General features: G+C 62.8%; 25 protein-coding genes. 19 read left to right on the top strand and 6 right to left on the bottom strand.

Going from position 1 to position 25,810, the window contains the following annotated elements; all coding sequences use genetic code 11:
- Window positions 1–65 precede the first annotated feature (65 nt).
- Window positions 66–890, bottom strand: coding sequence for a PAS domain-containing protein (locus LHL23_RS00760; protein ID WP_226428442.1), 825 nt, complete (start codon window positions 888–890; stop codon window positions 66–68).
- A 240-nt stretch (window positions 891–1,130) separates the two neighbouring features.
- On the opposite strand from LHL23_RS00760, the gene LHL23_RS00755 reads away from it, so the two are divergent.
- The 10 genes from LHL23_RS00755 (at window position 1,131) to phoB (ending at window position 10,765) form a co-directional block, all read left to right on the top strand.
- Window positions 1,131–2,027, top strand: a complete 897-nt coding sequence (locus LHL23_RS00755; protein ID WP_222476284.1) for a YicC/YloC family endoribonuclease — start codon at window positions 1,131–1,133, stop codon at window positions 2,025–2,027.
- Between the two features lie 16 nt (window positions 2,028–2,043).
- Window positions 2,044–2,685 carry a guanylate kinase gene (gmk, locus tag LHL23_RS00750; RefSeq protein WP_226428441.1) on the top strand — a complete coding sequence of 214 codons (642 nt, stop codon included), beginning with the start codon at window positions 2,044–2,046 and terminating at the stop codon, window positions 2,683–2,685.
- Window positions 2,682–3,203 carry a gamma carbonic anhydrase family protein gene (locus LHL23_RS00745; RefSeq protein WP_226428440.1) on the top strand — a complete coding sequence of 174 codons (522 nt, stop codon included), beginning with the start codon at window positions 2,682–2,684 and terminating at the stop codon, window positions 3,201–3,203. The genes gmk and LHL23_RS00745 overlap by 4 nt, the downstream gene beginning before the upstream one ends.
- 95 nt (window positions 3,204–3,298) lie before the next feature.
- Window positions 3,299–4,339, top strand: coding sequence for a sensor histidine kinase (locus LHL23_RS00740; RefSeq protein WP_226428439.1), 1,041 nt, complete (start codon window positions 3,299–3,301; stop codon window positions 4,337–4,339).
- A gap of 205 nt (window positions 4,340–4,544) precedes the next feature.
- Window positions 4,545–5,585, top strand: a complete 1,041-nt coding sequence (locus tag LHL23_RS00735) for a substrate-binding domain-containing protein (RefSeq protein WP_226428438.1) — start codon at window positions 4,545–4,547, stop codon at window positions 5,583–5,585.
- A gap of 112 nt (window positions 5,586–5,697) precedes the next feature.
- Complete coding sequence (gene pstC, locus LHL23_RS00730; RefSeq protein WP_226428437.1) at window positions 5,698–7,170, top strand: phosphate ABC transporter permease subunit PstC; 1,473 nt, start codon at window positions 5,698–5,700, stop codon at window positions 7,168–7,170.
- The gene (gene pstA / locus LHL23_RS00725) at window positions 7,170–8,534 is read left to right on the top strand and encodes a phosphate ABC transporter permease PstA (RefSeq protein WP_226428436.1); all 1,365 of its coding nucleotides are present in this window, start codon (window positions 7,170–7,172) and stop codon (window positions 8,532–8,534) included. Before pstC ends, pstA begins: the two co-directional genes overlap by 1 nt.
- Window positions 8,535–8,547: 13 nt before the next feature.
- Window positions 8,548–9,345, top strand: coding sequence for a phosphate ABC transporter ATP-binding protein PstB (pstB, locus tag LHL23_RS00720; RefSeq protein ID WP_222475717.1), 798 nt, complete (start codon window positions 8,548–8,550; stop codon window positions 9,343–9,345).
- A gap of 16 nt (window positions 9,346–9,361) precedes the next feature.
- On the top strand, window positions 9,362–10,072 hold the full coding sequence (gene phoU / locus LHL23_RS00715; protein ID WP_226428435.1) for a phosphate signaling complex protein PhoU: 711 nt from the start codon (window positions 9,362–9,364) through the stop codon (window positions 10,070–10,072).
- A gap of 3 nt (window positions 10,073–10,075) precedes the next feature.
- Entirely contained in the window at window positions 10,076–10,765 is a 690-nt protein-coding gene (phoB, locus tag LHL23_RS00710) for a phosphate regulon transcriptional regulator PhoB (protein ID WP_222475721.1), read from the top strand.
- A 61-nt stretch (window positions 10,766–10,826) separates the two neighbouring features.
- On the opposite strand, the gene LHL23_RS00705 is transcribed toward phoB, so the two are convergent.
- Entirely contained in the window at window positions 10,827–11,738 is a 912-nt protein-coding gene (locus LHL23_RS00705) for a LysR family transcriptional regulator (RefSeq protein WP_226428434.1), read from the bottom strand.
- Window positions 11,739–11,837: 99 nt separating this feature from the next.
- Here LHL23_RS00705 and LHL23_RS00700 point away from each other — a divergent pair, with 99 nt between their 5' ends.
- Window positions 11,838–13,058, top strand: a complete 1,221-nt coding sequence (locus LHL23_RS00700) for an acyl-CoA dehydrogenase (protein ID WP_226428433.1) — start codon at window positions 11,838–11,840, stop codon at window positions 13,056–13,058.
- Window positions 13,059–13,683: 625 nt separating this feature from the next.
- Here LHL23_RS00700 and LHL23_RS00695 read toward each other — a convergent pair.
- Window positions 13,684–15,234 (bottom strand): trimethylamine methyltransferase family protein, encoded by a 1,551-nt coding sequence (locus tag LHL23_RS00695; protein WP_222475729.1) that lies wholly within the window; start codon window positions 15,232–15,234, stop codon window positions 13,684–13,686.
- 628 nt (window positions 15,235–15,862) lie between these two features.
- On the opposite strand from LHL23_RS00695, the gene LHL23_RS00690 reads away from it, so the two are divergent.
- The 5 genes from LHL23_RS00690 to LHL23_RS00670 all read left to right on the top strand — a co-directional run bounded on the left by LHL23_RS00690 (window position 15,863) and on the right by LHL23_RS00670 (window position 21,086).
- Window positions 15,863–16,180: a hypothetical protein gene (locus LHL23_RS00690; protein ID WP_226428432.1), complete on the top strand. Its 318-nt coding sequence runs from the start codon at window positions 15,863–15,865 to the stop codon at window positions 16,178–16,180.
- A gap of 246 nt (window positions 16,181–16,426) precedes the next feature.
- Window positions 16,427–17,002 (top strand): outer membrane protein, encoded by a 576-nt coding sequence (locus LHL23_RS00685; protein ID WP_226428431.1) that lies wholly within the window; start codon window positions 16,427–16,429, stop codon window positions 17,000–17,002.
- A gap of 301 nt (window positions 17,003–17,303) precedes the next feature.
- Entirely contained in the window at window positions 17,304–18,686 is a 1,383-nt protein-coding gene (cysS, locus tag LHL23_RS00680) for a cysteine--tRNA ligase (protein ID WP_226428430.1), read from the top strand.
- Window positions 18,686–20,320 (top strand): citramalate synthase, encoded by a 1,635-nt coding sequence (cimA, locus tag LHL23_RS00675; RefSeq protein ID WP_226428429.1) that lies wholly within the window; start codon window positions 18,686–18,688, stop codon window positions 20,318–20,320. The genes cysS and cimA overlap by 1 nt, the downstream gene beginning before the upstream one ends.
- Window positions 20,310–21,086, top strand: a complete 777-nt coding sequence (locus tag LHL23_RS00670) for a squalene/phytoene synthase family protein (RefSeq protein ID WP_226428428.1) — start codon at window positions 20,310–20,312, stop codon at window positions 21,084–21,086. The genes cimA and LHL23_RS00670 overlap by 11 nt, the downstream gene beginning before the upstream one ends.
- 69 nt (window positions 21,087–21,155) lie before the next feature.
- Here LHL23_RS00670 and LHL23_RS00665 read toward each other — a convergent pair whose 3' ends face one another.
- Entirely contained in the window at window positions 21,156–22,373 is a 1,218-nt protein-coding gene (locus tag LHL23_RS00665) for an MFS transporter (RefSeq protein ID WP_222475738.1), read from the bottom strand.
- Between LHL23_RS00665 and LHL23_RS00660 the strand changes: the two genes are divergently transcribed.
- Together LHL23_RS00660 and LHL23_RS00655 are read left to right on the top strand one after the other, a co-directional pair.
- A complete protein-coding gene (locus LHL23_RS00660) occupies window positions 22,374–23,120 on the top strand; it encodes a DNA-3-methyladenine glycosylase family protein (protein ID WP_226428427.1) in 747 nt (248 codons plus the stop codon).
- Complete coding sequence (locus LHL23_RS00655) at window positions 23,117–23,782, top strand: alpha/beta hydrolase (protein ID WP_222475740.1); 666 nt, start codon at window positions 23,117–23,119, stop codon at window positions 23,780–23,782. The genes LHL23_RS00660 and LHL23_RS00655 overlap by 4 nt, the downstream gene beginning before the upstream one ends.
- Before the next feature lie 32 nt (window positions 23,783–23,814).
- On the opposite strand, the gene LHL23_RS00650 is transcribed toward LHL23_RS00655, so the two are convergent.
- Together LHL23_RS00650 and LHL23_RS00645 are read right to left on the bottom strand one after the other, a co-directional pair.
- Window positions 23,815–24,237, bottom strand: a complete 423-nt coding sequence (locus LHL23_RS00650) for a VOC family protein (protein ID WP_226428426.1) — start codon at window positions 24,235–24,237, stop codon at window positions 23,815–23,817.
- 12 nt (window positions 24,238–24,249) lie between these two features.
- Complete coding sequence (locus tag LHL23_RS00645; protein ID WP_226428425.1) at window positions 24,250–24,903, bottom strand: pseudouridine synthase; 654 nt, start codon at window positions 24,901–24,903, stop codon at window positions 24,250–24,252.
- Between the two features lie 230 nt (window positions 24,904–25,133).
- Here LHL23_RS00645 and LHL23_RS00640 point away from each other — a divergent pair, with 230 nt between their 5' ends.
- Window positions 25,134–25,718: an HNH endonuclease gene (locus tag LHL23_RS00640; RefSeq protein ID WP_019297838.1), complete on the top strand. Its 585-nt coding sequence runs from the start codon at window positions 25,134–25,136 to the stop codon at window positions 25,716–25,718.
- The last annotated feature ends 92 nt before the right edge of the window (window positions 25,719–25,810 follow it).

Here is a 25,810-nt window from a genome sequence, read left to right as displayed (position 1 = left end):
AAGTGCTATGACCTTGTACTTGAATGCAAAATCGTATGCGGCAGCCGGGCTGCCGCCAGCAGCGGTCAGTCGCGGCTGATCACCAGCCGCAGATGCGGTGCGCCGCTTCGTTTGGCGGAGGAAGGTTCGTCTGCCTGCAGCTTCTCATCCGCGCGCTCCGCACGGCTGCGGTCCAGCAATGCCCTGGCTTCCTCCAGCAGCGACCGCTCCGGCTTGAACCGCGCCTGTGTCTCTGCAAAACCCGGGTTCGGCTGGTTGACGCCGGTCTGCTCCGGCTCCGCCTCTTCCCGCGGCTTGGCCTTGAAGGCGGCAGACCCTGCGGAACTGCCCACTGCGCGCATCTCGATCGAGGTGATTGAGAACCGCTGCGAAGTGGCTGCTGTTCCCTCATCCGCCACCAGGATGCCGAGCACCCGGCTGATATCTCCCAGGTCGCTGCGCAGCGGCAGCAGCAGCATGCGTGCTGCGCGCGGCGCCTTCTGGCGCGGTGCTTCGATCTGAAGCCCCAGTTCCACAACCGCCGGGGTTTCGAACATATGCTCCATCGCATTGCTCAGCTGCTTGCGGGCGTCAGCGGTGAAGAAGGCGGTTACCGGCATTCCGCGCACTTCCATTCCGGCCATCTCGTTGACCAGCGAACCGGCCAGGCGGAACCGGGCGATCCCGGGTGCGATGCGCTCCAGAATGAAGGTGTTGCTCAGGATGTTTTCCAGCCCGCGCGGATCGATCTGCGACCGGCTCGGAACATCATCGCCGCGGCGCAGCGCAGTCCAATAGGCCTCAGCCTGGCGGAGCGGCGACAGCGCGCCGCCTTTGCGGAAGCGGCTTATCGATACGACGTTTTCCTGCCCGCCGGGCAGGCCACGGCCACTGCGGCTGCCAAAAATCATCTCATTATCCCCTGCAAAGCCGGCCATCCCGAAGATCCTGTGCAGCTCCTTGCTGCCTTAAGACTTAGGGCCGGTTTGGTTACCCTGAAGTTAAGATGACACAATCTAATTCAAATTTGGACTAAATCTTAAAGCAATGGTTAACGCCCTTGCGCGGGGGTGTTTTTGCAAATGCGCTTGCACCCTGTACTTTCCAGACAGTAGAGCAGACCAATCACCAGCGAAAAGAGGGCCATCCGCATGACCATCCGCAGCATGACCGCCTTTGCCTCGGCGCAGGGCAGTTCCGATCAGCACAGCTGGAGCTGGGAACTCCGCTCGGTCAACGCCAAGGGGCTGGATCTGCGGCTCCGGGTGCCGGACTGGCTGGAAGGGCTTGAAAACAACACACGCGCTGCTCTGGCCAAGGCGCTGGCGCGGGGCAATGTATCGCTGACCCTGCGGATCACCCGCACCGAAGACAGCGCCGGCCAGGTGCAGGTCAACACCGCTGTTCTGCAATCGGTGGTCAAGGCGCTGGGAGAGGCGCAGTCCATGGCCAAGCAGAACCGGGTGGAGGTGCGTGCGGCCTCGGCGGCTGAGCTTCTGTCCTTCAAGGGCGTGCTGGAACAGTCCGCGGGCGACGATGATCCGGCGCCGCTGGTTGCTGCGCTCGGCAAGGAACTGGAAACCCTTGTGGCGGAATTCGTGCAGATGCGCGAGGCCGAGGGGGCTGCGCTTGCCGTAATCCTTAACGGCCAGCTGGAGCAGGTCGCGGCCCTGACCGCCCTGGCGGCAGAGCGCGCGGACGAGCGCAAGGCGAAGATGGCCGAAACGCTGAAGGCCAACCTGGCCCGCGTCATGGACAACGCCGACGGTGCCGATCCGGACCGTGTGGCGCAGGAGCTGGCATTGATTGCGGTCAAGGCGGATGTGACTGAAGAACTTGACCGTCTTGGCGCCCACGTCGCCGCCGCGCGCGATCTGCTGGTCAAGGGCGGCGCGGTGGGCCGCAAGCTCGACTTCCTGATGCAGGAATTCAACCGCGAGGCCAACACGCTCTGCTCAAAAGCCCAGAACAGCGGCTTGACGGCGGTAGGGCTTGAGCTGAAAACCGTGATCGACCAGATGCGCGAGCAGGTGCAGAACATAGAATAAGAAAAGGAGTGCCCAGATGGCGGACCGCCGCGGCCTTTTGATCATCCTCTCATCGCCTTCGGGCGCAGGCAAATCCACCCTGGCCCGCCGCCTGATGGCCTGGGACCCGGGCCTGAAGTTCTCGGTTTCTGCCACCACGCGCGCGCCGCGCCCGGGAGAGGAGCACGGACGCGAATACTACTTCATGTCCGAAGAAGCCTTCAAACAGCAGGTCGCCGAAGGGCAGATGCTGGAGCATGCCCACGTCTTCGGCAATTTCTATGGCTCGCCCGCCGGCCCGGTGAAGGACACTATCGAGGCCGGCCAGGATGTGCTGTTCGATGTGGACTGGCAGGGCGAGATCCAGATCCGCAACTCCGATCTGGGCAAGCACGCGCTGTCGATCTTCATCCTGCCGCCCTCGATCACGGAACTGCGCCGCCGCCTGGAAACCCGGGCTCAGGACAGCGCCGAGGTGATCTCCAAGCGGATGATGAAAAGCTGGGATGAGATCAGCCACTGGGGCTATTATGATTACGTTCTGGTCAACGATGATCTGGACGAGACCGAGGCCAAGCTGAAGACCATCGTCGAGGCCGAGCGCATGCGCCGCATCCAGCAGCCCAAGCTGCAGGAGCATGTGCGCGCCCTGCAAACCCAGTTCGAGGAACAGTCATGACCCTTTACGCTCTTGGCGGGCACCAGCCGCAGATCCACGAAGACACATGGGTGGCCCCCGATGCCAACCTGATCGGCAAGGTGGTGATGGAGGCGGGATCCTCTGTCTGGTTCGGCGTCACCATCCGCGCCGACCACGAGGAAATCCGCATCTGCGAAGGCACCAATGTGCAGGAAAACGTGGTGATGCACATCGATGCGGGCTATCCGCTGACCATCGGCAGGAACTGCACCATCGGCCACAAGGCAATGCTGCACGGCTGCACCATTGGCGAAAACACCCTGGTCGGCATGGGCGCCACCATCCTGAACGGTGCGAAGATCGGCAAGAACTGCCTGATCGGGGCCGGGGCCTTGATCACCGAGAACAAGGAAATCCCCGACAACTCCCTGGTGATGGGCAGCCCCGGCAAGGTGGTGCGCGAGGTGGATGCGGCGCTGGCTGAAAAACTCACCCAAAGCGCGCTGCTCTACCAGGACAACATGCGCCGCTTCCGGGCAGAGCTGAAGCCGCTGTAGCCTGGGCCTTGGGCGGCGGACGGCTGCGCTGGCCTTGCCATATTAGATTTACACGGCGGCGGTACTCAGGCCGGACTCTCAACTGCGGGGACCAGATGACGACGGAGCTGATTGACGGATTCCTGGCAGCCATCCCGCTGCCCGCCGTGCTGGTGGACCAGACAGAGCGTTTCATCGCCGTGAACAGCGGCGCCGCTGCGCTATTGGGGCAGGGGGTCAAGGGCCGTCATTTCGCGACCATCCTGCGCCAGCCCAGCGTTGCCACTGCCATCGAGGGCTGCCTGCGCGACCGCGAGGCCCGCACCGCGCGGCATCTGTCCAATGACGGCGCCCAGGACACCACCTTCACCGTCACCCTGCGCTATGTGCCGGGTATCGGTGCCGTCGGCGGCGGCGCCGTGCTGGCCTGTTTTGATGACATTACGGAACGCGAGCAGGCCAGCCAGATGCGCCGCGACTTTGTCGGCAATGTCAGCCATGAGCTGCGCACGCCGCTGACCGCTCTCATCGGTTTCATCGAAACCCTGCGCGGACCGGCCAGGGACGACGCAAAAGCGCGCGACCGGTTTCTGACCATCATGGAGGGCGAAGCCAGCCGGATGAACCGCCTGGTCGGGGATCTCTTGTCCCTCAACCGCGTGGAAAGCGAGGAGCGGGTGCGCCCCAAGGAGAAGGTGGACCTGTCCGGGCATCTGGCCTCCACGCTCAAGACACTGGCGCCGGTGGCTGAGGCCCGCGGCGCCACGATGACGCTGGAGGCGCCGGACGACCCCGTGTTTGTCACCGGCGACCCCGACCAGCTGCAGCAGGTCTTCACCAATCTGGTGGAAAACGCGGTGAAATACGGCGGCGACCAGGTTCGTGTGGTGCTCAGCTTCACCGGCCGCGACCTGGCGGTGCGCGCGCCCGCTGCCCGCGTCCAGGTGATCGACAACGGCCCGGGAATCGACCCTGTCCACCTGCCGCGGCTGACAGAGCGCTTCTACCGCGCCGACAGCCACCGCTCGCGCGAGATGGGCGGCACCGGGCTGGGGCTGGCGATTGTAAAACACATCGTCAACCGCCACCGCGGACGGCTCCGGGTTGAAAGCGAGCTGGGGCAAGGATCTGTTTTCACAGTGATATTGCCGGAATAACCAGCCCCTGGTTTCTGGACGAGACACTGCCGCCGCCGGATTTTCCCGCGGCGGCAGTGCCGTTTTGTGTCAGTATTTTTTCCGCAGAAACCCGGTTTGTCATGCAGCTGTTACACTCATGTCACAAAAGCCTCATCAGCAGCTTCTAGGAGAGGCGGCAAGATCATCACGGGGTGATCGAACTTTGAAACTCTTGGAGACACAAATGTCCTTTGTGAAACTGACCGCTTCCGCCCTGGCGATTTCCGCCGTTTCCGCCACCGCAGCCGCCGCGCGCGATCAGGTGCAGGTTGCCGGTTCGTCCACCGTTCTGCCCTACGCCTCCATCGTGGCAGAAGCCTTTGGCGAGAACTTCGACTTCCCGACCCCGGTTGTGGAATCCGGCGGCTCCTCCGCCGGTCTCAAGCGTTTCTGCGAGGGCGTCGGTGAAAACACCATCGACATCGCCAACGCCTCGCGCAAGATCAAGGACAAGGAAATCGCCGCTTGCGCCGAAAACGGCGTGACCGACATCATCGAAGTCCGCATCGGTTATGACGGCATCGTCTTTGCCTCCGACATCAATGCCAACGCTTTCGAATTCACCCCGGCCGACTGGTTCCTGGCGCTGTCCGACAAGGTGCTGGTTGACGGCGCGCTGGCCGACAACCCGAACACCACCTGGGCCGACGTGAACGCCGATTTCCCGGCCGTGGACATCCAGGCCTTCATTCCGGGCACCAAGCACGGCACCCGTGAAGTGTTCGAAGACAAGGTGATCCTGGCTGGCTGCGAGGAAACCGGCGCCTTTGAAGCCTTCAAGGAAGCCAACGGCGGCGACGAGAAAGCTGCCGAGAAAGCCTGCATCGCCCTGCGCACCGACGGCAAGTCGGTCGACATCGACGGCGACTACACCGAGACCCTGGCCCGTATCGAAAGCAACAAGGACGGCATCGGCGTCTTTGGCCTGGCTTTCTACGAGAACAACACCGACAAGCTGCAGGTTGCCACCATGTCCGGCGTTGTGCCCTCCACCGAAAGCATCGCAACCGGCGAATACCCGGTGTCCCGCCCGCTGTTCTTCTACATCAAGAAGGCCCACATCGGTGTGATCCCGGGCCTCAAGGAATACGCTGAATTCTTCGTCGCGGATGAGGTTGCCGGTGAAGACGGCCCGCTGGCCGAATACGGCCTGGTGGCTGACCCGGAACTGGCAGACACCCAGGAAGCGGTTGCCAGCGAAGCTGTGATGGGCGGCAACTCCTGATCGCCCCGCGCGTGATCTGAACCTCGCCGGGGCGGAACAATCCGCCCCGGCTCTTATTTTCCGCGGCAGGGCTGCCGCAGCCGAAACACCACCGCCAAAACCGGAGCTTTTCATGCCCACTTTCTGGCTTGTTGCCCTCCTGCTTGCGCTTTCCGCTGCCGGCTATTTCGGCGGCCGCCGCCGCGCGATTGCCTCCGCTGCGGGCAACGTCAAAGACCTTCACTCACTGCCTTCTTATTATGGCTACCACGTTGCCCTGGCCGCCTTTGTTCCGGCCATCGCGGCACTGGCCATCTGGCTGCTGGCCCAGCCGATGTTCATCGAGACCCGCGTCTCCGGCATGATCCCAGCAGAGGCGGTTCCGGAAAATTCCACCATTGGCCTTGTGATGAGCGACGTGCGCCGGGTGGCCGAAGGGCTGGACCTGGCGGTGGAGCAGGGGCTTCTGACGGCCCGCGAGGCCCGCAATGTGGCTGGCGGCGAGCAGGACATCCGCGCCCTGATGGGCGAGGTGGGCGTGGCCCTGGGCGACGATGTGCGCCCGGAAGTGCTGAATGCCGCCCAGGCCTACCGCAACCTGTCGAACACCGGCCGGGCCGCGATGACCGCCGTGGTGGCCCTGCTGTCGCTTGGCGGCTTTGCCTGGGCCTACAGCCGCATCCACAAGGATTTCCGCGCCCGCAACGTGGTGGAGCGCGCGGTGCTGGCGCTCTTGATCATGGCGGCCTCGCTGGCGATCCTGACCACCATCGGCATCGTCCTGTCGATGCTGTTTGAAACCGAGAACTTCTTCGGCCTGCACTCCTGGACCGATTTCTTCTTCGGCTCCACCTGGGCGCCAAATTTCCGCGGCGGCAGCGAACTGTCGATCCTGCCGCTCTTGTGGGGCACGCTCTACATCTCCTTCATTGCTCTGCTGGTTGCGGTTCCCGTCGGCCTGTTTGCCGCCGTTTACCTGTCGGAATACGCCAGCGGCGCGGTGCGCTCCTTTGCCAAGCCGCTGCTGGAGATCCTCGCGGGCATTCCCACCATCGTCTACGGCCTGTTTGCGCTGCTGACCGTTGGCCCGGCGCTGGCCAGCCTCTTTGCCAAAGGCGGGTTCCTGGGGGTCGAGTGGATGGCAGGCGCAACCTCGGTGCTGACCGCAGGGCTGGTGATGGGCATCATGCTGATCCCCTTCGTCTCCTCCCTGTCCGATGACATCATCAACGCGGTGCCGCAGGCGTTGCGCGACGGCTCTCTGGGGCTCGGCGCGACCAAATCCGAAACCGTGCGCCAGGTGGTGATGCCGGCCGCGCTTCCGGGCATCGTCGGCGCGGTTCTGCTGGCCGCCTCGCGCGCCATCGGCGAGACCATGATCGTGGTGATGGGGGCAGGGGCGATTGCCAAGTTCTCTGCCAATCCGCTGGAGTCGATGACCACCATCACCACCCGCATCGTCAGCCAGCTGACCGGCGACACCGACTTTGCCAGCCCGGAAACGCTGGTTGCCTTTGCCCTGGGCCTGACGCTGTTTGTCCTGACCCTCGGCCTGAACGTCCTGGCGCTCTACATTGTGCGCAAATACCGGGAGCAGTACGAATAATGACTGACCTCAGCCAATCCCCCGCAGGCGCCGCACCGGAGCCCCGCAAACACGGCGGCTCGCTGCTGGAACAGACCCCGCGCACCAAGCGCCGCAATGCTGCCGAGAAGCGCTTCCGCGCCTACGGCATCGCTGCCATCGCTGCAGGCCTTGTGATGCTGCTGATCCTGGTGACCACGATCGTCGGCAAGGGCACCGGTGCCTTTCAGCAGACTTTCGTCACCCTCGAAGTCGAACTGCTGGAAAGCAAGCTCGACAAGAAGGGCGAGCGCAACATCGAGGACATCAAGAAGGTCACCACCTTCGGCTATGCCCCGATCATCAAGGGCGCGATGGAGGCTGCGGTCGCCGAGTATGGCATCGAAACCAGCCTCAAGGCCAAGGAACTGGCCGGCATCCTGTCCAAGGATGTCGCCGCCCAGCTGCGCGACTACGTGATCGCCAACCCGGACCAGATCGGCCAGACGGTGGAGTTCCGCTTCCTCGCCTCCAGCCGCGTGGACGGCTACCTGAAGGGCCGCGTGACCCGCGACAGCATCGTCAACGACAAGAACATCTCAGCCGAACAGCTTGGTCTTGTTGATGCATTGGCCGCAGCCGGGGTGCTGGAAAAGACCTTCAACCTTGATTTCATCACCGGTGCGGATGCATCCGACGCCCGCCCCGAAGCAGCCGGTATCGGCGTCTCCATGCTGGGTTCGCTGTTCATGATGCTGGTGGTGCTGGCGCTGGCGCTGCCGATCGGCGTGGCCGCCTCGATCTACCTCGAGGAGTTTGCGCCGCAGAACTGGCTCACCGACATGATCGAGGTGAACATCTCCAACCTCGCCGCGGTTCCGTCGATCGTGTTCGGCATCCTCGGCCTTGCGGTGTTCATCAACTACATGCACCTGCCGACCTCGGCGCCGCTGGTGGGCGGCCTGGTGCTGACGCTGATGACCCTGCCCACCATCATCATCTCCACCCGCGCCTCGCTGAAGGCGGTGCCGCCGTCGATCCGCGACGCCGCGCTGGGAGTCGGGGCATCGAAAATGCAGGCGGTGTTCCATCATGTGCTGCCGCTGGCCGCGCCGGGCATCCTGACCGGCACCATCATCGGGCTGGCGCAGGCGCTGGGGGAAACCGCTCCGCTGCTGCTGATCGGCATGGTCGGCTTCATCGCCTCCAACGCGCCGGAAACAATTGCCGACGGCCTGCTGGCGCCGAACTCCGCCATGCCTGCCCAGATCTACGAATGGGCCAAACGCGCCGACCCCGCGTTCTATGAGCGCGCCTGGGGCGGCATCATCATCCTACTCCTGTTCCTGGTGACCATGAACACCCTCGCGGTGATCCTGCGCCGCCGCTTTGAACGCCGCTGGTAAAAGGGGCATAGTAATGAACGACATGACCTTGATGGATAAGACCGTGGACACTCAGAAAATCAAAATCGCCGCCAAGGATGTGAACGTCTACTACGGCGACACCCACGCGATCAAAGACGTGAATGTCGAGATTGAGGACAATACCGTCACCGCCTTCATCGGCCCCTCCGGCTGCGGCAAGTCGACTTTCCTGCGCTGCCTGAACCGGATGAACGACACCATCAGCACCTGCAAGGTGAAGGGCGACATCCTGCTGGACGGCGAGGACATCTATGACAAGCGCGTTGACCCTGTGCAGCTGCGCGCCAAGGTCGGCATGGTATTTCAGAAACCGAACCCGTTCCCCAAGTCGATCTACGACAATGTGGCCTATGGCCCGCGCATCCACGGCCTGGCGAAGAACAAGGCGGAACTGGATGAAATCGTGGAGAAATCCCTGCGCCGCGGTGCCATCTGGGATGAGGTGAAGGACCGCCTGGACGCCCCCGGCACCGGCCTGTCCGGCGGCCAGCAGCAGCGTCTGTGCATTGCCCGTGCGGTGGCCACCGAACCCGAGGTGCTGCTGATGGACGAACCCTGCTCGGCACTCGACCCCATCGCCACCGCCCAGGTGGAGGAGCTGATCGACGAGCTGCGCAGCCAGTATTCGGTGGTGATCGTCACCCACTCGATGCAGCAGGCCGCCCGGGTCAGCCAGAAAACCGCGTTCTTCCATCTCGGCAGCCTGGTTGAGTTCGGCCACACCGGCACGATCTTCACCAACCCCGAAGATCCGCGCACCGAAAGCTACATCACCGGCCGGATCGGCTGATTTTAAGGAAAATCAAATGTCTGCACAGCATATTGCATCTGCATTCGACCGCGATCTGGAGGCCATTCAAGCGCAGATCATGAAGATGGGCGGTCTGGTCGAGGACGCCATCCGCGAGGCCGCCCGCGCGCTGGAAACCCGGGACGAGGAACTGGCGCTGACCGTGCGCCAGGGCGACAAGGCCATCGACGCGCTGGAAGAGCTGATCAACGAGGAAACCGCCCGCCTGATCGCGCTGCGCTCGCCCGCTGCCTCCGATCTGCGGCTGGTGCTGTCGGTGATGAAGATTGCCGGCAACCTGGAACGTATTGGCGACTATGCGAAAAACATGGCCAAGCGCACCGGTGTTCTGGCCCAGGGCCCCAATATCAGCGAAGGCGCCGCCGCGCTGCGCCGGATGGCGCGCGAGGTGGAGCGGATGCTGAAGGACGCGCTGGATTCCTATATTCAGCGGGATGTCGAACTGGCAGCCGACGTGATCGCCCGCGACCGGGATGTGGACCAGATGTACAATGCCCTGTTCCGCGAGTTCCTCACCCACATGATGGAGGACCCGCGCAACATTTCGGCCTGTATGCACCTGCATTTCATTGCAAAAAACACCGAGCGCATGGGCGACCACGTGACCGCGATTGCCGAACAGGTGATCTATCTGGTGACCGGCGAAAAGCCGGAGGAAGACCGCAAGAAAGCGGACACGACCTCGACCACACCGCAGGAGATCTGACCAATGGCTGCCGATCAGCCCACTGTCCTGGTTGTAGAAGACGAAATGGCGCAGCGGGAAGTGCTGGCCTACAACCTCGAAGCCGACGGGTTCCGCGTGCTCCGTGCCGAACACGGCGAGGAAGCGCTGCTTGTAGTGGAAGAGGATATGCCCGATATCATTATCCTCGACTGGATGATGCCCAACCTCAGCGGGATCGAGGTTTGCCGCCGCCTCAAGACCCGTTCCGAGACCCGCAACATCCCTGTGATCATGCTGTCGGCCCGGTCCGAGGAAGTGGACAAGGTGCGCGGGCTGGAAACCGGCGCCGATGACTATGTGGTGAAACCCTATTCGGTGGTTGAACTGATGGCCCGCGTGCGCAGCCAGCTGCGGCGTGTGAGGCCCTCCACCGTCGGGGTGCGGCTGGAATACGATGACATCGTTCTGGATGCGGAAACCCACAAGGTCAGCCGCGCCGACAACCCGCTGAAGCTGGGGCCGACCGAATTCCGCCTGCTCTCAACCTTCATGGAAAAGCCGGGCCGGGTGTGGAGCCGCGAACAACTGCTCGACCGTGTCTGGGGCCGCGACATCTATGTCGACACCCGGACCGTCGATGTTCACATCGGCCGCCTGCGCAAGGCGCTGACCCAGTTCGGCGGCGATGATCCGGTCCGCACCGTGCGCGGCGCAGGCTACGCCCTCGGCTGAGCCGGCATCAGAGGGTGCACAAGTGGTGCACAGGGGGTGCACGCATGCCACCCCCTGATTTTCACCGCGGCAGCGGATCCTCCGGCTGCGCCTTTCCAGCCAGCCAGGTGCGGAATTTCGTCAGCGCCGGCGCGTTTGATTTCCGCTCCGGCCAGACGAGGTAGTAGGCGCCTTCGGTCTCCACCGGCTCCGGGTGCAGCGCCACCAGCCGGCCGGTCGCCAGATCCTGCTCCACCAGGTAATCCGGCATCAGCGCAACCCCCAGACCATGCAGCGCGGCTTGGGTAATGGTTGCGAATTGATCATAGATTGTGCCGCTCAGCTCTTTGTCCGCTGCGATGCCGTGCTGTTCGAACCAATCCCGCCAGGCGGTGCTCCGGGTCTGGATATGCAGCAGCGGCAGCTTCAGGATATCTTTAGGTCCATCAATTGTGCGGCCTTCGACCAACTGCGGGGCACAGACCGGCAGAAGCTGTTCGTGCTTCAGCAGCAGCGACTGCGTTCCGGGCCAGGATGCATTCCCGAAATGTATTGCCGCATCAAACGGTTCAGTGGAGAAGTTGAACGGTTCAAGCCGGGTGGCCATATTGATCGTCACATCCGGATGCAGGCGGGCAAACTCCGGCAGCCGCGGCATTAGCCACCGCATGCCGAAGGCGGGAAGAATGGCTAGGTTGAGCGTTCCGGCCAGCGGTGCCGCCTGCAGCCGCAGGGTGGACTGCACGATCTGGTTCAGCGCCTGGCGGATCTCGGCGGCATAATCCTGTGCCTCCGTGGTCAGGGCCAGCCGTTTCTGATCCCGCTGCACCAGCTCCATCCCCAATTGCCGCTCCAGCGTTTGCAGCTGGCGGCTGACAGCGCCTTGCGTCAACGCCAATTCGTCCGCGGCAGCTGAGGCGCTGCCAAGCCGGTCCAGCGCCTCCAGGGCGCGCAAAGAGGAAATCGAGGGCAGGAACTTGCGTGGTACTGTCATGTATGAGTGTTTGTCATGGTTTCTTGCGAAAGTCTCGCTGTTTTTTCCGTTCACCTCCCGTTAGGGTTTGTCCAAATCGCGAACCATTGAGGTGACAAGATGACCGACAAACCCGCTCTGCGCGCCAAAGACGCCCCGGATCTGGGCCGTTTTAACTGGGAAGATCCGCTGCAGCTGGAGGACCAGCTGACCGAAGACGAGCGGATGATCTCCGCCTCCGCGCGTGCCTATGCCCAGGAGAAACTTCAGCCGCGTGTGCTAAGTGCTTATGAAAACGAGGAAACTGATCCTGAGATTTTCCGCGAGATGGGCGAAATGGGCCTTCTTGGCACCACCATCCCCGAAGAATACGGCGGTCTTGGCGGCGGCTATGTGTCCTATGGCCTGGTGGCCCGCGAGGTGGAGCGCGTCGACAGCGGCTACCGCTCGATGATGTCGGTGCAAAGCTCGCTGGTGATGTATCCGATCTATGCATACGGCAGCGAGGAGCAGCGCCAAAAGTACCTGCCGAAACTGGCCTCCGGCGAATGGATCGGCTGCTTTGGCCTGACTGAGCCGGATGCTGGTTCCGACCCCGCCAGCATGAAGACGCGCGCGGAAAAAATTGAAGGGGGCTATAGGCTTAAGGGGTCCAAGATGTGGATCTCCAACGCGCCGATCGCCGATGTTTTCGTGGTCTGGGCAAAGTCCGAGGCGCATGGCGGCAAGATCCGCGGCTTTGTGCTCGACAAGGGATTGAAAGGCCTCAGCGCGCCAAAGATCGAAAACAAGGCCTCCCTGCGTGCGTCGATCACCGGCGAGATCGTTCTGGATGGCGTCGAAGTCGGCGAGGACGCGCTGCTGCCGCATGTTGAAGGGCTGAAGGGGCCGTTCGGCTGTCTCAACCGCGCACGCTATGGCATCAGCTGGGGTGCGATGGGCGCGGCCGAAGCCTGCTGGCACGCGGCGCGGCAGTACGGGCTGGACCGCACACAATTCGGCAGGCCGCTGGCCAACACCCAGCTGTTCCAGCTGAAACTGGCAAACATGCAGACCGAAATCACCCTGGGCCTGCAGGCGTCCCTGCGCGTCGGCCGGCTGATGGATGAAGCCAATGCCGCGCCGGAGATGATTTCGATCATCAAGCGCAACAACTGCGGCAAGGCGCTGGAGATTGCGCGGATGGCCCGCGACATGCACGGCGGCAATGGCATCAGCCTGGAGTTCAACGTGATCCGCCATATGGTGAACCTGGAGACCGTGAACACCTACGAGGGTACCCATGACGTCCATGCGCTGATCCTGGGCCGCGCCCAGACCGGCTTGCAGGCGTTTTTCTGATTGCCAAGCAGCAGCGCGGAATCCGCTTCGCGCTGCGTTTCTGCAGGATCGAATTGCATTTCTGCACCGGAAGGCCGGGCTGGGATTTCTGCAAAGAAGAAGGCGCTGCCGCCCGTGCTCGAATGACCTTGGGACGCCGAAAGCCTGGTTAACGCATCAATCGCCCGATGCAGCGAATTCTCAAGCCGGTTGTGCTTCGGTGCCGAGTGAAAAGTTAACGCACAACTCGCATTTTGCAAGGATCGGCGGTTGTGCGCGATTTTAACGCTTCCCAACCGATAAAAACGCAAATCGCCACTTGGATGGCGAGTTGCATCTATCGTCCTGCAATTTTGCAGTACACGTGCCTTATGATTTGCGCAAAGCCGACAGGCCTTGTGAATTTGCATTCCGATTTTGCAGGTGTGCAGGAAAATTTTTGCAGCCTGGATTGCCTGAATGCTCTCGCGGGTTTGCGTTTTTTAACGCCTTTACAATACGTTAACTTGCAAAGTCGAAAGCTTCAAGGCGGAAGTTAAGAAAACTTTTCGAAACGCGGCAGCGCGGGTCTGCCGGATCGGAAGGCCTTCGCCAAATGAAAACGGGCCGGAAGATCCGGCCCGCTGCAGATTCGGTCCGCGCCGTGTCAGGCGGGCAGGTGAATGTTGAAATTCTGGCGGATTGCCATGTCCGTTTCCGCGTCAAACCGGGCGGCGGCGCGTTCGGACAGGATCTTTTCCTTTTTGGCGACCGCCTTTTCGATCAGGTCCGGCTTGTCCCGTTCCGCCCATTCCTTGGGGGAGGTGCGGTCGCCAAGATCCGGATAGACGTAATCTACCTGCATCCGGCCGAGGGTCTGATCGGTGCCGAGGTAGTGGCCCGGCCCGCCAAGGCAGGTGGCGCGCATCTGGTCCAGCGCAAGCGTTTCGTCATTAACCTCGATGCCGCGCACGCAGCGCTGCGCCTGGCCCAGCAGGTCGTTGTCGAGGATCAGCGATTCCAGGCAGAACCCCAGCAGAGAGGCGTGCATCCCGGCCGCTTCATAGACCATGTTGAGTCCCGACAGGCCGGCCATGACGGCGGAGCACATCTGTTCCCAGCCGGCCTGCATGTCCGGCAGTTTGGAGTCCGAGGCGCCCGCTGCTGCACCGCCCGGCAGATCGTAGAACTTGTGCATCTGGGCGCAGCCGGCAGTCAGCAGGGCCTGCTCGCCGGAGCCGACGGACATCGCACCGGTGCGCAGATCGAGGCCAAACGGCCAGGTGCCGAAAATCGCAGGGGCACCAGGCTTTACGGCGTTTACATAAACCAAGCCGGCGAGGCATTCCGCAACCGCCTGGGTGATCGCCCCGGCAATTGTCGACGGCGCAGTGGCGCCAGCCATCCCGGCCGACAGCAGCAGCACCGGCATGCCGCCCTTGATGCATTCCTCCATCACTTCACAGGATTCGGTGGCGAATTTCATCGGCGGAACGACAAAGCAGTTGGAGTTGGAGACAAACGGGCGCTCACGCCATTTATCTTCGCCGCCGGCAATCATGTGCAGCAGTTCCAGGCCAGGTTTCACAAAGTCCGGCTCGGTGAAGGACACGCCGACATGCTTGGTGGTGCCGGCGGTGGTGGCATAGATGGAGTTCAGGTCCATTTCCAGGTTGTCGGGAATGTCGCGGCAGACCATCGGACGCTGAACGAAATGGATGTTGTCGAGCTGATCGCAGATGCGGGCGGCATCATGCAGGTCCTGCACGGTGGAATCGCGGTAGGTCTTGCCTTCCACATCCACCACGCTGACAGCAGCACCCGCTGTGCCGTAGTGGACCCGGCCGCCGGACAGCTGCAGATCATTCTTGCCGTCGCGGCTGTAGAGCGTGACGGAGCGGTTTGCCTTGGCGATGGTGTCCTCGACCAGCGCGCGGGGGAATCGGATGCGGCCGTCGTCGCCCAGGATGCAGCCCGCGGCGGTCAGGTAGTCGATACCGCTTTGCGGCGCATCGGCGAGGCCGATTTCTTCCAGCGCGGTAAGGGCGGCCTCGTGGATTTTCTCCATATCCGCCTGGCTGAGCATTTTCAGCGCAGTGGATTCCATGCCGGGGCGGACCGGACGCAGATGCTCTGGCAGGGCGGCAGCGCGCGCTGCGCGCCGTGCATTCCGGCCGCCGCTGCGGGCGGCGCGGGTGGGGGAGGCTTGGTCGTTCATGGTTTGAGCCTTTTGGGAGATGTCGTTGAAATACTGAAACTTTCAACTCAGTGCGGCCGGCCCCGGGCTGCGCGGCCCCGCGCTGCACCGATGGTGCGGCAGATGAGGCTGACTAGGCTGCGTTCTTCCTGCATGCTGGCTCCCATTTCTTTCGCGTAAGTTTGCCACGCGTTTGCGGCGTTTCTTGTCCGAATGCGACCAGGGTGAAAAAAGCGACACATTTTTCACAGAAACTGGCAGAGGCGCATCACTGGAAAGGTGAGACCGCAAAACCCGCCGTCAACTTTGGCGGGCGCTTGTGTTTTTTTGCTGCTTTTGAAGCATTTGGTTAACGGTCGCGCGCTTTTTGGAACGAAATTTTAATCATTAATTGCTATAGAGGGACGCAGGGGCTGTGCGCTGCAAGGCGCTTTCAAGAAGGCAGAACTATATGCCGATGGTTAAAAAGACCGAGTTTTTCCGAACCTTGGCCACAATTTGTGCCCTTGCTGCCGTATGGGGGCAGCCTGCTTCTGCTAACGATGATGAGAGAAAGCCGTTCCGGGCGGGGGCGGATGTTGCCTCAGCCGGGTCTGGGGGCGAGGCGCGCAGCTTTCAGTTCTCCTTGGGCCATGGCGCGGGCGGCCTGTTGTTCGGCGGAAGCCTCGCAACCGGGCAGACCGGCGCGCTGACCCGGGCCGTTCAGGCGGACGAGACCCATCAGCTGCGTTTGCAAGCCGGGTATGAGTTCGGCCAGACCACCGGATTCGTGACCGTCGGCGGACTGCAGGCCGAAGCATCCAGCGGCCGGCGTCTGGGCCCGTTGTTCGGGCTTGGTATGCGGGTTTCCCTGAACCGGATGCTGCAAGTGACCGGTGAGCTGTTGCATCACGAGGCCGGGCCGCGGGACGGCGGCAACGGCCGCACCGGTGAAACACTGTCAGTCAGCGCCGCATTCCGTTTTTAATGGTGCATTTGCGCTGTGCAGCAGCACGGGGCGGTCGCTAGGAAATAAAGCACCGTATTTCAATGGGCTGGCGGAAACCTGCCGGTCAAAACTGGCAGAAAAGCGCGCGCCTGTGAGGGCTTTCGGCCAGTCCCCGCCAAGAGCGGCAACTCCATCCCTAGCAGTACTGGAAGTTGGCCGGCAAAGACCTTTTGTAGGCGTCAACGGCGCGAATGAAGCGCCGGTACTGCAAAAGGAGAAGTCTGAATGACTCGTTTCGTAGCTATGACAGCCATCGCAACCGTAATGGGCAGTGCGGCATTTGCCGGCAACCTGGTGGAGCCGGTGGTCGAACCCGCCCCGGCACCTGCACCGGTTGTGATCAACGAAGGCGGCGACTGGACCGGTTTCTATCTGGGTGGCCAGGTCGGCCAGCTGGATGCGGACGCCAGCAACGGTGCCTCCGGTGATGACACCTCTTACGGTGTGCATGCCGGCTACAACCATGATTTCGGCCGTTTCGTGCTGGGCGGCGAACTGGATTATGACGCAACCGACCTGGACCTGAGCGGCGAAACCATCGACTCGGTGGCCCGCGCCAAGGTGAAGGCAGGTTACGACTTCGGCAAAGTGCTGGCCTATGTGACCGGCGGTGTGGCAGAAGCCGACACTTCGGTGGGCAGCGAAACCGGCGACTTCTACGGTGTCGGCCTGGCCTATCAGGTGACCGATCAGTGGCAGATCGGCGGCGAAGTGCTGGAGCATGACTTTGATGAGTTCGGCGACTCCGGCGTCGGCGGCGATGCGACCTCGGTGTCGCTGCGCGCATCGTTCAAGTTCTGATCTGACAACAACACCGGCGCAGCAGCCCTGTTCCGCTGCGCCGCTGGCCGCCCGGTCTGTACCCAAGGCAGACCGGGCGGCCTTTGCCGTTTATGGGCCAAAAAGCTTGGCGCCGGCGATACCCCGTGCTAAGCAGCCTGCATGAACCAGATTTGCACCACCATTATCTGCTGCATTACCTGCTGACATATCAGCGGGCTGGTTTCTGTCGTTTTCATTTCCCTGACAAGTTGCTAAGCCCGCGCTGCGCGCATTGGGTAGTGCCGGCTGTCACCGGCTGGGCATGGAAAAGGAACCGGGCATGGGAACCAAGGACATAGTGATCAAGCTGCAGAACACGAAGACCCGCAGGAAAGAGGTCTTTGAGCCGATCGACGCCGAAAATGTGCGGATGTATGTCTGCGGCCCGACTGTCTACGACCGGGCGCATCTAGGCAATGCCCGCCCGGTGGTGGTGTTCGACGTTCTCTTCCGTTTGCTGCGCGAGGTTTATGGCGCGGATAAAGTCACTTACGCCCGGAACTTCACTGACGTGGACGACAAGATCAACGCCCGCGCCGCGGAAAGCGGGCGGCCGATCGGCGACATCACCGCTGAGACGACGCAGTGGTTCCTGGAGGACATGGGCGAGCTCGGCGCGCTGGAGCCGAACCACATGCCGCGCGCAACCCAGTACATCCCGCAGATGGTGGCGATGATCGAAGATCTGATCGCCAAGGGCCACGCCTATGCTGCCGAAGGCCATGTGCTGTTTGCCGTCGACAGCTGGAAAGAGCTTTATGGCAAACTGTCGGGCCGTTCGGTCGACGACATGATTGCCGGGGCCCGGGTTGAGGTGGCGCCCTACAAGAAGAACCCGATGGATTTCGTGCTGTGGAAGCCCTCCAGCGATGATCTGCCGGGCTGGGACAGCCCCTGGGGCCGCGGCCGACCGGGTTGGCACATCGAATGCTCGGCGATGTCTTATGAGCTGCTGGGCGAGACCTTCGACATTCACGGCGGCGGCAACGACCTGATGTTCCCGCACCATGAAAACGAAATTGCGCAAAGCTGCTGCGCCAATGGCGATGATACTTTTGCGCGTTTCTGGCTGCACAATGAGATGCTGCAGGTGGAGGGCAAGAAGATGTCCAAGTCCCTGGGCAACTTCTTTACCGTCCGCGACCTGCTCGATCAGGGCTATCCGGGGGAGGTGATCCGGCTGGTGTTCCTGCAGACCCATTACCGCAAGCCGATGGACTGGACCGACAAGAAGGCCAAGGAGGCCGAGGCGACGCTGCGCAAGTGGCGGGCGCTGACTGCGGGCATCGAACCCGCGTCCAGCGCTGCTGCCGCGGTTCTGGAGGCACTTGCGGATGACCTGAATTCCGCCGGTGCGATTGCCGAACTGCACAAGCTGGCCGCGGCTGGCGATGCCGCCGGTCTTCTGGCCTCGGCCCGGATGCTGGGACTGCTGACGGATGAGATGGGCGCCTGGATCTCTGCGCCCTCTGTCGATCTGTCCGCTTACGAGGAAAAACTGTTCGAAGCGCGGCAGAAGGCCATGGAAAGCAAAGACTTTTCGGAAGTTGATCAGCTGAAAGCAGCCTTTGTGGAGGCGGGCCTAGAGGTGCGCATGAGCAAGGCTGGTGTCGAACTGGTGCCGGGTGCCGGGTTTGACCCGGCCAGGCTGGAGGCGCTTTGATGGCCAAGGAACGCCTCTATCTTTACGACACCACACTGCGCGACGGGCAGCAGACCCAGGGCGTGCAGTTCTCCACCGAAGAGAAAAAGCAAATCGCGCAGGCGCTGGACAAACTGGGCGTCGACTATATCGAGGGCGGCTGGCCGGGTGCCAACCCGACTGACAGCGCGTTTTTCGGGGAGGTGCCGGAAACCCGGTCAACCATGACTGCCTTTGGCATGACCAAGCGGGCCGGGCGGTCGGCGGAGAACGATGATGTTCTGGCCGCGGTGATGAACGCAGGCACCCCGGCGGTCTGTCTGGTCGGCAAGAGCCACGATTACCATGTGACCCATGCGCTGGGGATCACGCTGGAAGACAACCTGCAAAACATCCGCGCCTCGGTCGCCCATATCGCGGCGCAGGGGCGCGAGGCGCTGTTTGACGCCGAGCATTTCTTTGACGGCTACAAGGATAACCCGGACTATGCATTGGCGGCCTGCCGCGCGGCGCTGGAGGCCGGTGCGCGCTGGGTTGTGCTGTGCGACACCAATGGCGGAGCGCTTCCGGCAGAGGTTCATCGGATCGTCAGTGAAGTTGTAGCGACCGGAATCCCGGGTGAGAAACTGGGCATACACACCCATAATGACACGGAAAATGCCGTAGCGTGCTCACTGGCGGCGGTCGACGCCGGGGCGCGGCAGATCCAGGGCACGCTGAATGGTTTGGGGGAGCGCTGCGGCAACGCCAACCTGACAGCACTGGTCCCGACGCTGCTGCTGAAGGAACCCTATGCCAGCAAGTTCGATACCGGGGTGAGCCTGGAGGCACTGGCGGGTCTGACCCGGACCAGCCGGATGCTGGACGACATCCTGAACCGGGTTCCGGTGCGGCAGGCGGCTTATGTGGGCGCTTCGGCCTTTGCCCACAAGGCGGGGCTGCACGCCAGCGCAATCCTGAAGGATCCCACCACATATGAACACATCGAGCCGGGCAAAGTTGGCAATGCCCGGGTGATCCCGATGTCGAACCAGGCCGGGCAGTCGAACCTGCGCAAGCGCCTGACCGATGCGGGGCTGAGCGTTGAAAACGGCAACCCGGCGCTGGCGCGGATCCTGGAGCGGATCAAGGATCGCGAAGCCGAGGGTTATTCCTATGACACCGCGCAGGCCTCGTTTGAGCTGCTTGCGCGCAAGGAACTGGGGCAGCTGCCGGACTTTTTCGAGGTCAAGCGCTACAAGGTCACCGTCGAGCGGCGGAAGAACAAGTACAACCGCATGGTCAGCCTGTCCGAGGCGGTGGTCGTGGTGAAGGTTGATGGCGAGAAACGCCTGTCGGTCAGTGAATCACTGGACGAAACCGGCAGCGACCGCGGCCCGGTCAACGCGCTGGCGCGGGCGCTGAGCAAGGATCTGGGGCGCTATTCCGCGCAGCTGGAGGACATGCGGCTGGTGGACTTCAAGGTGCGGATCACCCAGGGCGGCACTGAGGCCGTCACCCGGGTCATCATCGACAGCGAAGACAGCCAGGGACGCCGCTGGTCGACCGTCGGGGTCAGCCCGAACATAATCGACGCCTCGTTCGAGGCGCTGCTGGACGCAATCCGCTGGAAGCTGATCCATGACAGCAGGGCCGGGCAGGCGGATGCAGTTTGACGCTGACCTGACCGCCTGCGCGGAGCTGGTTCAGAAAAGCGACCCGGACCGGTTTCTGGCAACAATGGCGGCACCGGTTCAGGCGCGGCCGCTGCTGTTTGCGCTTTACGCCTTCAATATCGAGCTGGCGCGGGCGCCGTGGGCCAGCCAGGAAAGCATGATTGCTGAAATGCGGGTGCAATGGTGGCGCGATGCGGGAGCGGAGATCGCGGATGGCAAACCGGTCCGCCGCCACTACGTAGCGACTCCGCTTTCCAAGCTGCTGAAGCCCGAACTGGCGGCCTGCATCGACGGCATGGCAGAGGCGCGGCGCTGGGACATCTACAAGGATCCCTTCGAGGATGAGGCGGAGTTTGACAGCTACATCGACCGCACCAGCGGTTCGCTGATGTGGATGGCGGCAGCGTCTTTGGGGCCGGCGGATGAGGCCGTGGTCAGGGACTTCGGCTATGGCGCAGGTGTTGCCAGCTGGCTGCGCGCAATCCCTGAACTGGAAGCGCAGAAACGGATTCCGCTGCTGGACGGCACCTTAGAGGGCGTGCAAGCTTTGGCGCGTAAGGGGCTGGCAAAGCTGAATAAAGCACGCGGTCAGCGAGGCGAAGTTTCGAAGTCTGCGGGGGCTGCTCTGCTCGCAGGCTGGCAGGCGGAAACGGTCTTGAAACAGGCGATACGAGAACCGGAACGGGTTTCGCAGGGCGCTCTTGGCCAAAGCGAGTTCCGGCGCCGGGCGGGTTTGATGCGGCGGGCGGTCTCTGGGCGCTGGTAAGGGCTTCAGGTAAAAAAGGCGCCTGCTGGGGCGCCTTTTTCCTTTGGCCGGTCTTCCAAACTGACCCTGTCAGGCCTCCTTGGGCCGCATCACCAGCCACATCAGCGCGCCGCCAGCCAGCACCAGGAAGGGGGCCATGGCCATGTTGACCGCATTCCAGCCGTCCGCCGGGTTGCCGCCGGAGCAGTTCATCAGTCCGCCGGAGGCCAGCGACGCCATGGTCACACCGCCAAACACCAGAAGGTCGTTCAAGCCCTGCATCCGGCCGCGCTCGTAACTTGCGTGGGCACCGGCCAGCATGGTGGTTGCGCCGATGAAACCAAAGTTCCAGCCCACGCCGAGCAGAACCAAGGCGATAAAGAAGTTTTCCAGATCGACCCCCTGCAGCGCCACAGCGCCGGCGCCGGCGAGGATCACCAGGCCTGCGGCGACAATCTTTTCCACGCCGAAGCGGGCAATCAGGTGGCCGGTGAAGAAGGACGGCACATACATTGCCAAAACGTGAGAGGTGACCACATCAGCGGCGTTGCCCTCCGTAAAGCCGCAGCCCACCACCGCCAGCGGGGTCGAGGTCATCACCAGGTTCATCAGCGCATAGGAGACCATGGCGCAGATCACCGCAACGGCGATAACCGGTGTTTTCAGCAGCTCCAGGCGGCTGCGGCCCTTGGGGCTGTCCTGGCTGGGAACCGGCGGCCTTGGGATGTCCAGAAACAGGAATAGTGCTGCACCCAGAACGTTGACGGCAATCACCGCCATATAGGTTCCAAGGAACGGAATAACAAAGGCTTGGCTGGTGGCCTTCACAATTTGCGGGCCAATCACCGCTGCCGCCAGTCCGCCGGCCATAACGTAGGAAATCGCCTTGGGGCGGAACGCCTCGGAAGCGGTGTCGGCTGCAGCAAAGCGGTAGAAACCATGCGCGCTCATGTAGACGCCGGTCAGCAGGCTGCCGAGCAGAAAGATCGGGAAGGAACCGAGATACAGCCCGTAAGCGCCGACAAGGCCGCCAACGGCGCCAAAGGCGGCACCGGTAAAGAAACCGGCGCGGCGGCCCCAGCGCTGCATGATGGCGGAGATCGGCGTGGCCGCCAGCATTGAGCCGCCCACGATCAGCGATATCGGCAGCGTCGCGAAACAGGGGTTGGACGCCAGCGACTGGCCCGCAAGCCCGCCAACGATGAAGATCATCGGCATCTGCGCGCCGAGGATCGCCTGGGCCAGCACCAGGATGGCAACGTTTTTCTTGGCGACCGCGTCGCTGGGGGTGGTCATGGTCATGCTCATATGGGATGCGTAGCGGTGAACCGGGGGCGGGGCAAGGCGCTTGCCGCGCTGGAGGGCCGCCGTTTTGCCGCGGCCAAAGGGGGTGACGTGGCGTCAGATCTACCGAGGTTTCTGCCGGGTGCGGGCCGGATCATTCAATGCGGCGACTGCGTCTCCGAGGGCGCGGAATGGCTGGCGGCAAAGGACCGCCGGTTTGCCGAAGCGCTGGAACTGACCGGCCCGCTGCCCTTGCGGCGCAAGCCCGAAGGGTTTGCCGAACTGCTGAGTGCAATTGTCAGCCAGCAGGTGAGCGTGGCCTCTGCGAATGCGATCTGGAAACGGATGAAGGACGCCAGGCTGACAGGGCCGCGCAAGATACTGTGGGCAACGGACGATGATTTGCGCGCAGCCGGCCTTAGCCGCCAGAAGATACGCTATGCCCGGGCGCTGGCTGAGGCGCGCATTGATTTCAAGGCGTTGCGTAATACTCCTGATGCGGAGGTGATCGCTACGCTGGTGCAGGTGCCGGGGATTGGCGTCTGGACTGCGGAGATTTACGCGATGTTTTCGCTGGGCCGTGCAGACGTGTTTGCCCATGGCGACCTGGCCCTGCAGGAGGCCGCGCGGGTCCTGTTCAGTCTGCCTGCCCGCCCCAAGGAGCGGGAGATGCGGCAAATCGCGGAAGCCTGGTCGCCGTGGCGGTCGGTTGCGGCGCGCATTCTGTGGGCCTATTACCGGGTGGCGAAGGACAGGGAAGGAATCCGATGACTCGTGTACTGAATGCCGGCCGCAAGGAGCCGCTCTCCGGCGAAACCCGCTCCGTTGTGGTGTTCCTGCATGGCTATGGCGCCAATGGCGCGGACCTGCTGGGGCTGGCCGACCCTCTGGGCGAACATCTGCCGGATACGCTGTTTGTCGCACCCGACGCGCCCGAGGCCTGCGCCGGTGCGCCGTTCGGCTTCCAGTGGTTTCCGATTCCCTGGATCGACGGATCGTCGGAAGAGGAAAGCATGCGCGGGATGCAGGCTGCAGTGGAGGATCTGAACGCCTTCCTCGATGCGCTGATGGTGGACGAGGATGTTCTGCCGGAGCAGGTTGTGCTGTTTGGTTTCAGCCAGGGCACCATGATGAGCCTGCATGTGGCGCCGCGGCGCGAGGACGCTGTGTCCGGGATTGTTGCGTTTTCCGGCCGTCTGCTGGCGCCGGAGCTTCTGAAGGATGAGGCGGTTTCCAAGATGCCTGTTCTGCTTGTGCATGGCGATCAGGACGACGTGGTGCCGGTGCAATCGCTGCCCGAGGCCGCCGAAGCACTGCAGGAAGCCGGTTTCCAGGATGTGTTTGCCCATATCCAGAAAGGCACCGCCCACGGTATCGCGCCGGACGGTCTGAGCGTGGCGCTGGCCTTCATGCGCGACAAGCTCGGCCTGTAAGCCGCTGAATTGAAGTTGGATTGTTCTGTGGGTCAATAGGCCCACAGATGCGGCTCGGCAATCTCGAGCGAGTTTCCGGCGGGATCGCGGAAATAGACCGACCGCGCGCCGCTGGGCCAGTCAAATTCGGCCTCGATCTCCACGCCGGCCTCCAGCAGCCGGGCGCGCATCAGGAGCAGCGCTTCTCTCGGCTGGGAGAAACACAGATGCCCCGGTCCGCGGGCGCCATGCGGCGGCACCGGCAATCGCGGATTTCCGGGCGGCTTCACGGTTTCGGCAGCATTGAACAGCAGCACGACGGCACTGCCGCAGCGGAAAAACACATGCCGGTTGCCGACCCGCTGGATGCATTCGAGCCGCAGCAGGCTGCCGTAAAACTCTTCAGCCGCGTCCAGATCGTCGACATAAAGCGACGCTTCCAGAATGGCATCGGGGGCAGGGGCTTGAGGCAGCATGATGGCAGGCTATCAGCGGCGCCGGGGCCTGTCACCTTTTGCCGGGCGCGGTGATGCGGCCTTGGGCCTGTGCGGCGGCTTTTGCGAGGGTTTGGGCGGGCCGGGCACGCGCGGCGGCTCCAGGTCCTCCCAGGCGCCCTGCGCCAGCCCGTCCAGCGTCCAGGCGCCAATGCTGTAGCGGATCAGCCGCAGGGTCGGATGCCCGACAGCCGCAGTCATGCGCCGCACCTGGCGGTTGCGGCCTTCACGGATGGTGAGCGAAATCCAGCTGTCGGGGACCGTCTTGCGCACCCGGACAGGGGGCGTGCGCGCCCAGAGCCCAGGCGGTTCCGGGATCACCTGCACCTTGGCGGGCCGGGTTTTTCCGTCCTTCAGATCAACGCCTTCCGCCAGCAGCCTGAGTGCTTCGGCGCTGGGAATGCCCTCCACCTGCACCCAGTAGGTCTTGTCCATCTTGTGCTTTGGGTCGGTGATCCAAGACTGCAGGCGGCCATTGTCCGTCAGCAGCATCAGCCCCTCGCTGTCGCGGTCCAGACGGCCGGCGGCATAGACGCCGGGGCAGTCGATATACTGGCTGAGCGTTGCCCTCGGGCTGTCCTGGCTGCCGCGGTCGGTGAACTGGGGCAACACGTCATAAGGTTTGTTGAAGCGGATCAAACGGGTCATGGCAGGGCAATAGGCGGGGTGGGACGGCAGAGCAAGAGGCCCGAGGCGCAGCTGCTTGTGGATAACTGTCACCGTTGTGTTACCGGAAGCGGCTAAAAAGCTCCCGACATGTTGTGGATCATTGGGGCTTGTCAGGTGCCAACCACGATATATAGTCAAAGTGAGGCTGGGGCGGGTTCCCCGCTCTGGTTCCGGGAAACGGAAGATCAGGGCGAGGAAGACGTTCAAAAATGGATGGCGATTTCAGAGCAGAGTTTGTCAGATCTCCAGGGGCGCTGAAACAGCACCCCGCGCTGGTGCTGAATGCGGATTACCGGCCGCTATCATATTACCCGCTTTCTCTATGGTCCTGGCAGGATGCCGTTAAGGCAGCATGGCTCGACCGTGTGGCCATCGTGGCCGAGTATGACGAGGTCGTGCACAGTCCGAGCACCGAGATCCGAATACCGTCTGTGGTGGTTCTGAAAGATTATGTAAAACCTCAAAAGCGCGTGGCCTTCACGCGCTTTAATTTGTTTTTGCGGGATGAATTCTGCTGCCAGTATTGCGGCAGCAAGGGCGAACTGACATTCGACCATGTGGTGCCGCGCGCCGCCGGCGGTGTGACCAGCTGGGAAAACGTGGTTGCGGCCTGCAGCCCCTGCAACCTCAAGAAGGGGTCAAAGTCGCTGCACCGGGCGGGAATGTCGCTGCGCAAACCGCCGCGGCGCCCGGGCGCAGAGGAGCTGCGCAATACTGGGCGCAAGTTCCCGCCCAACCACCTGCACGAAAGCTGGATGGACTTCCTTTACTGGGATACCGAGCTGGACGCTTGAGATAGACCGCCTGGTTCGGCGCTGCCAAGCCTGAAGCACGAGGACACTGCCGCGAGGGCCGTGCACGGCATCGCTGCGGCACTATAGACAAG

This window comes from Leisingera sp. McT4-56, from assembly GCF_020514995.1.
Lineage (GTDB): Bacteria > Pseudomonadota > Alphaproteobacteria > Rhodobacterales > Rhodobacteraceae > Leisingera > Leisingera aquaemixtae_A.
This window is presented reverse-complemented; position numbering and strand designations above follow the sequence as displayed.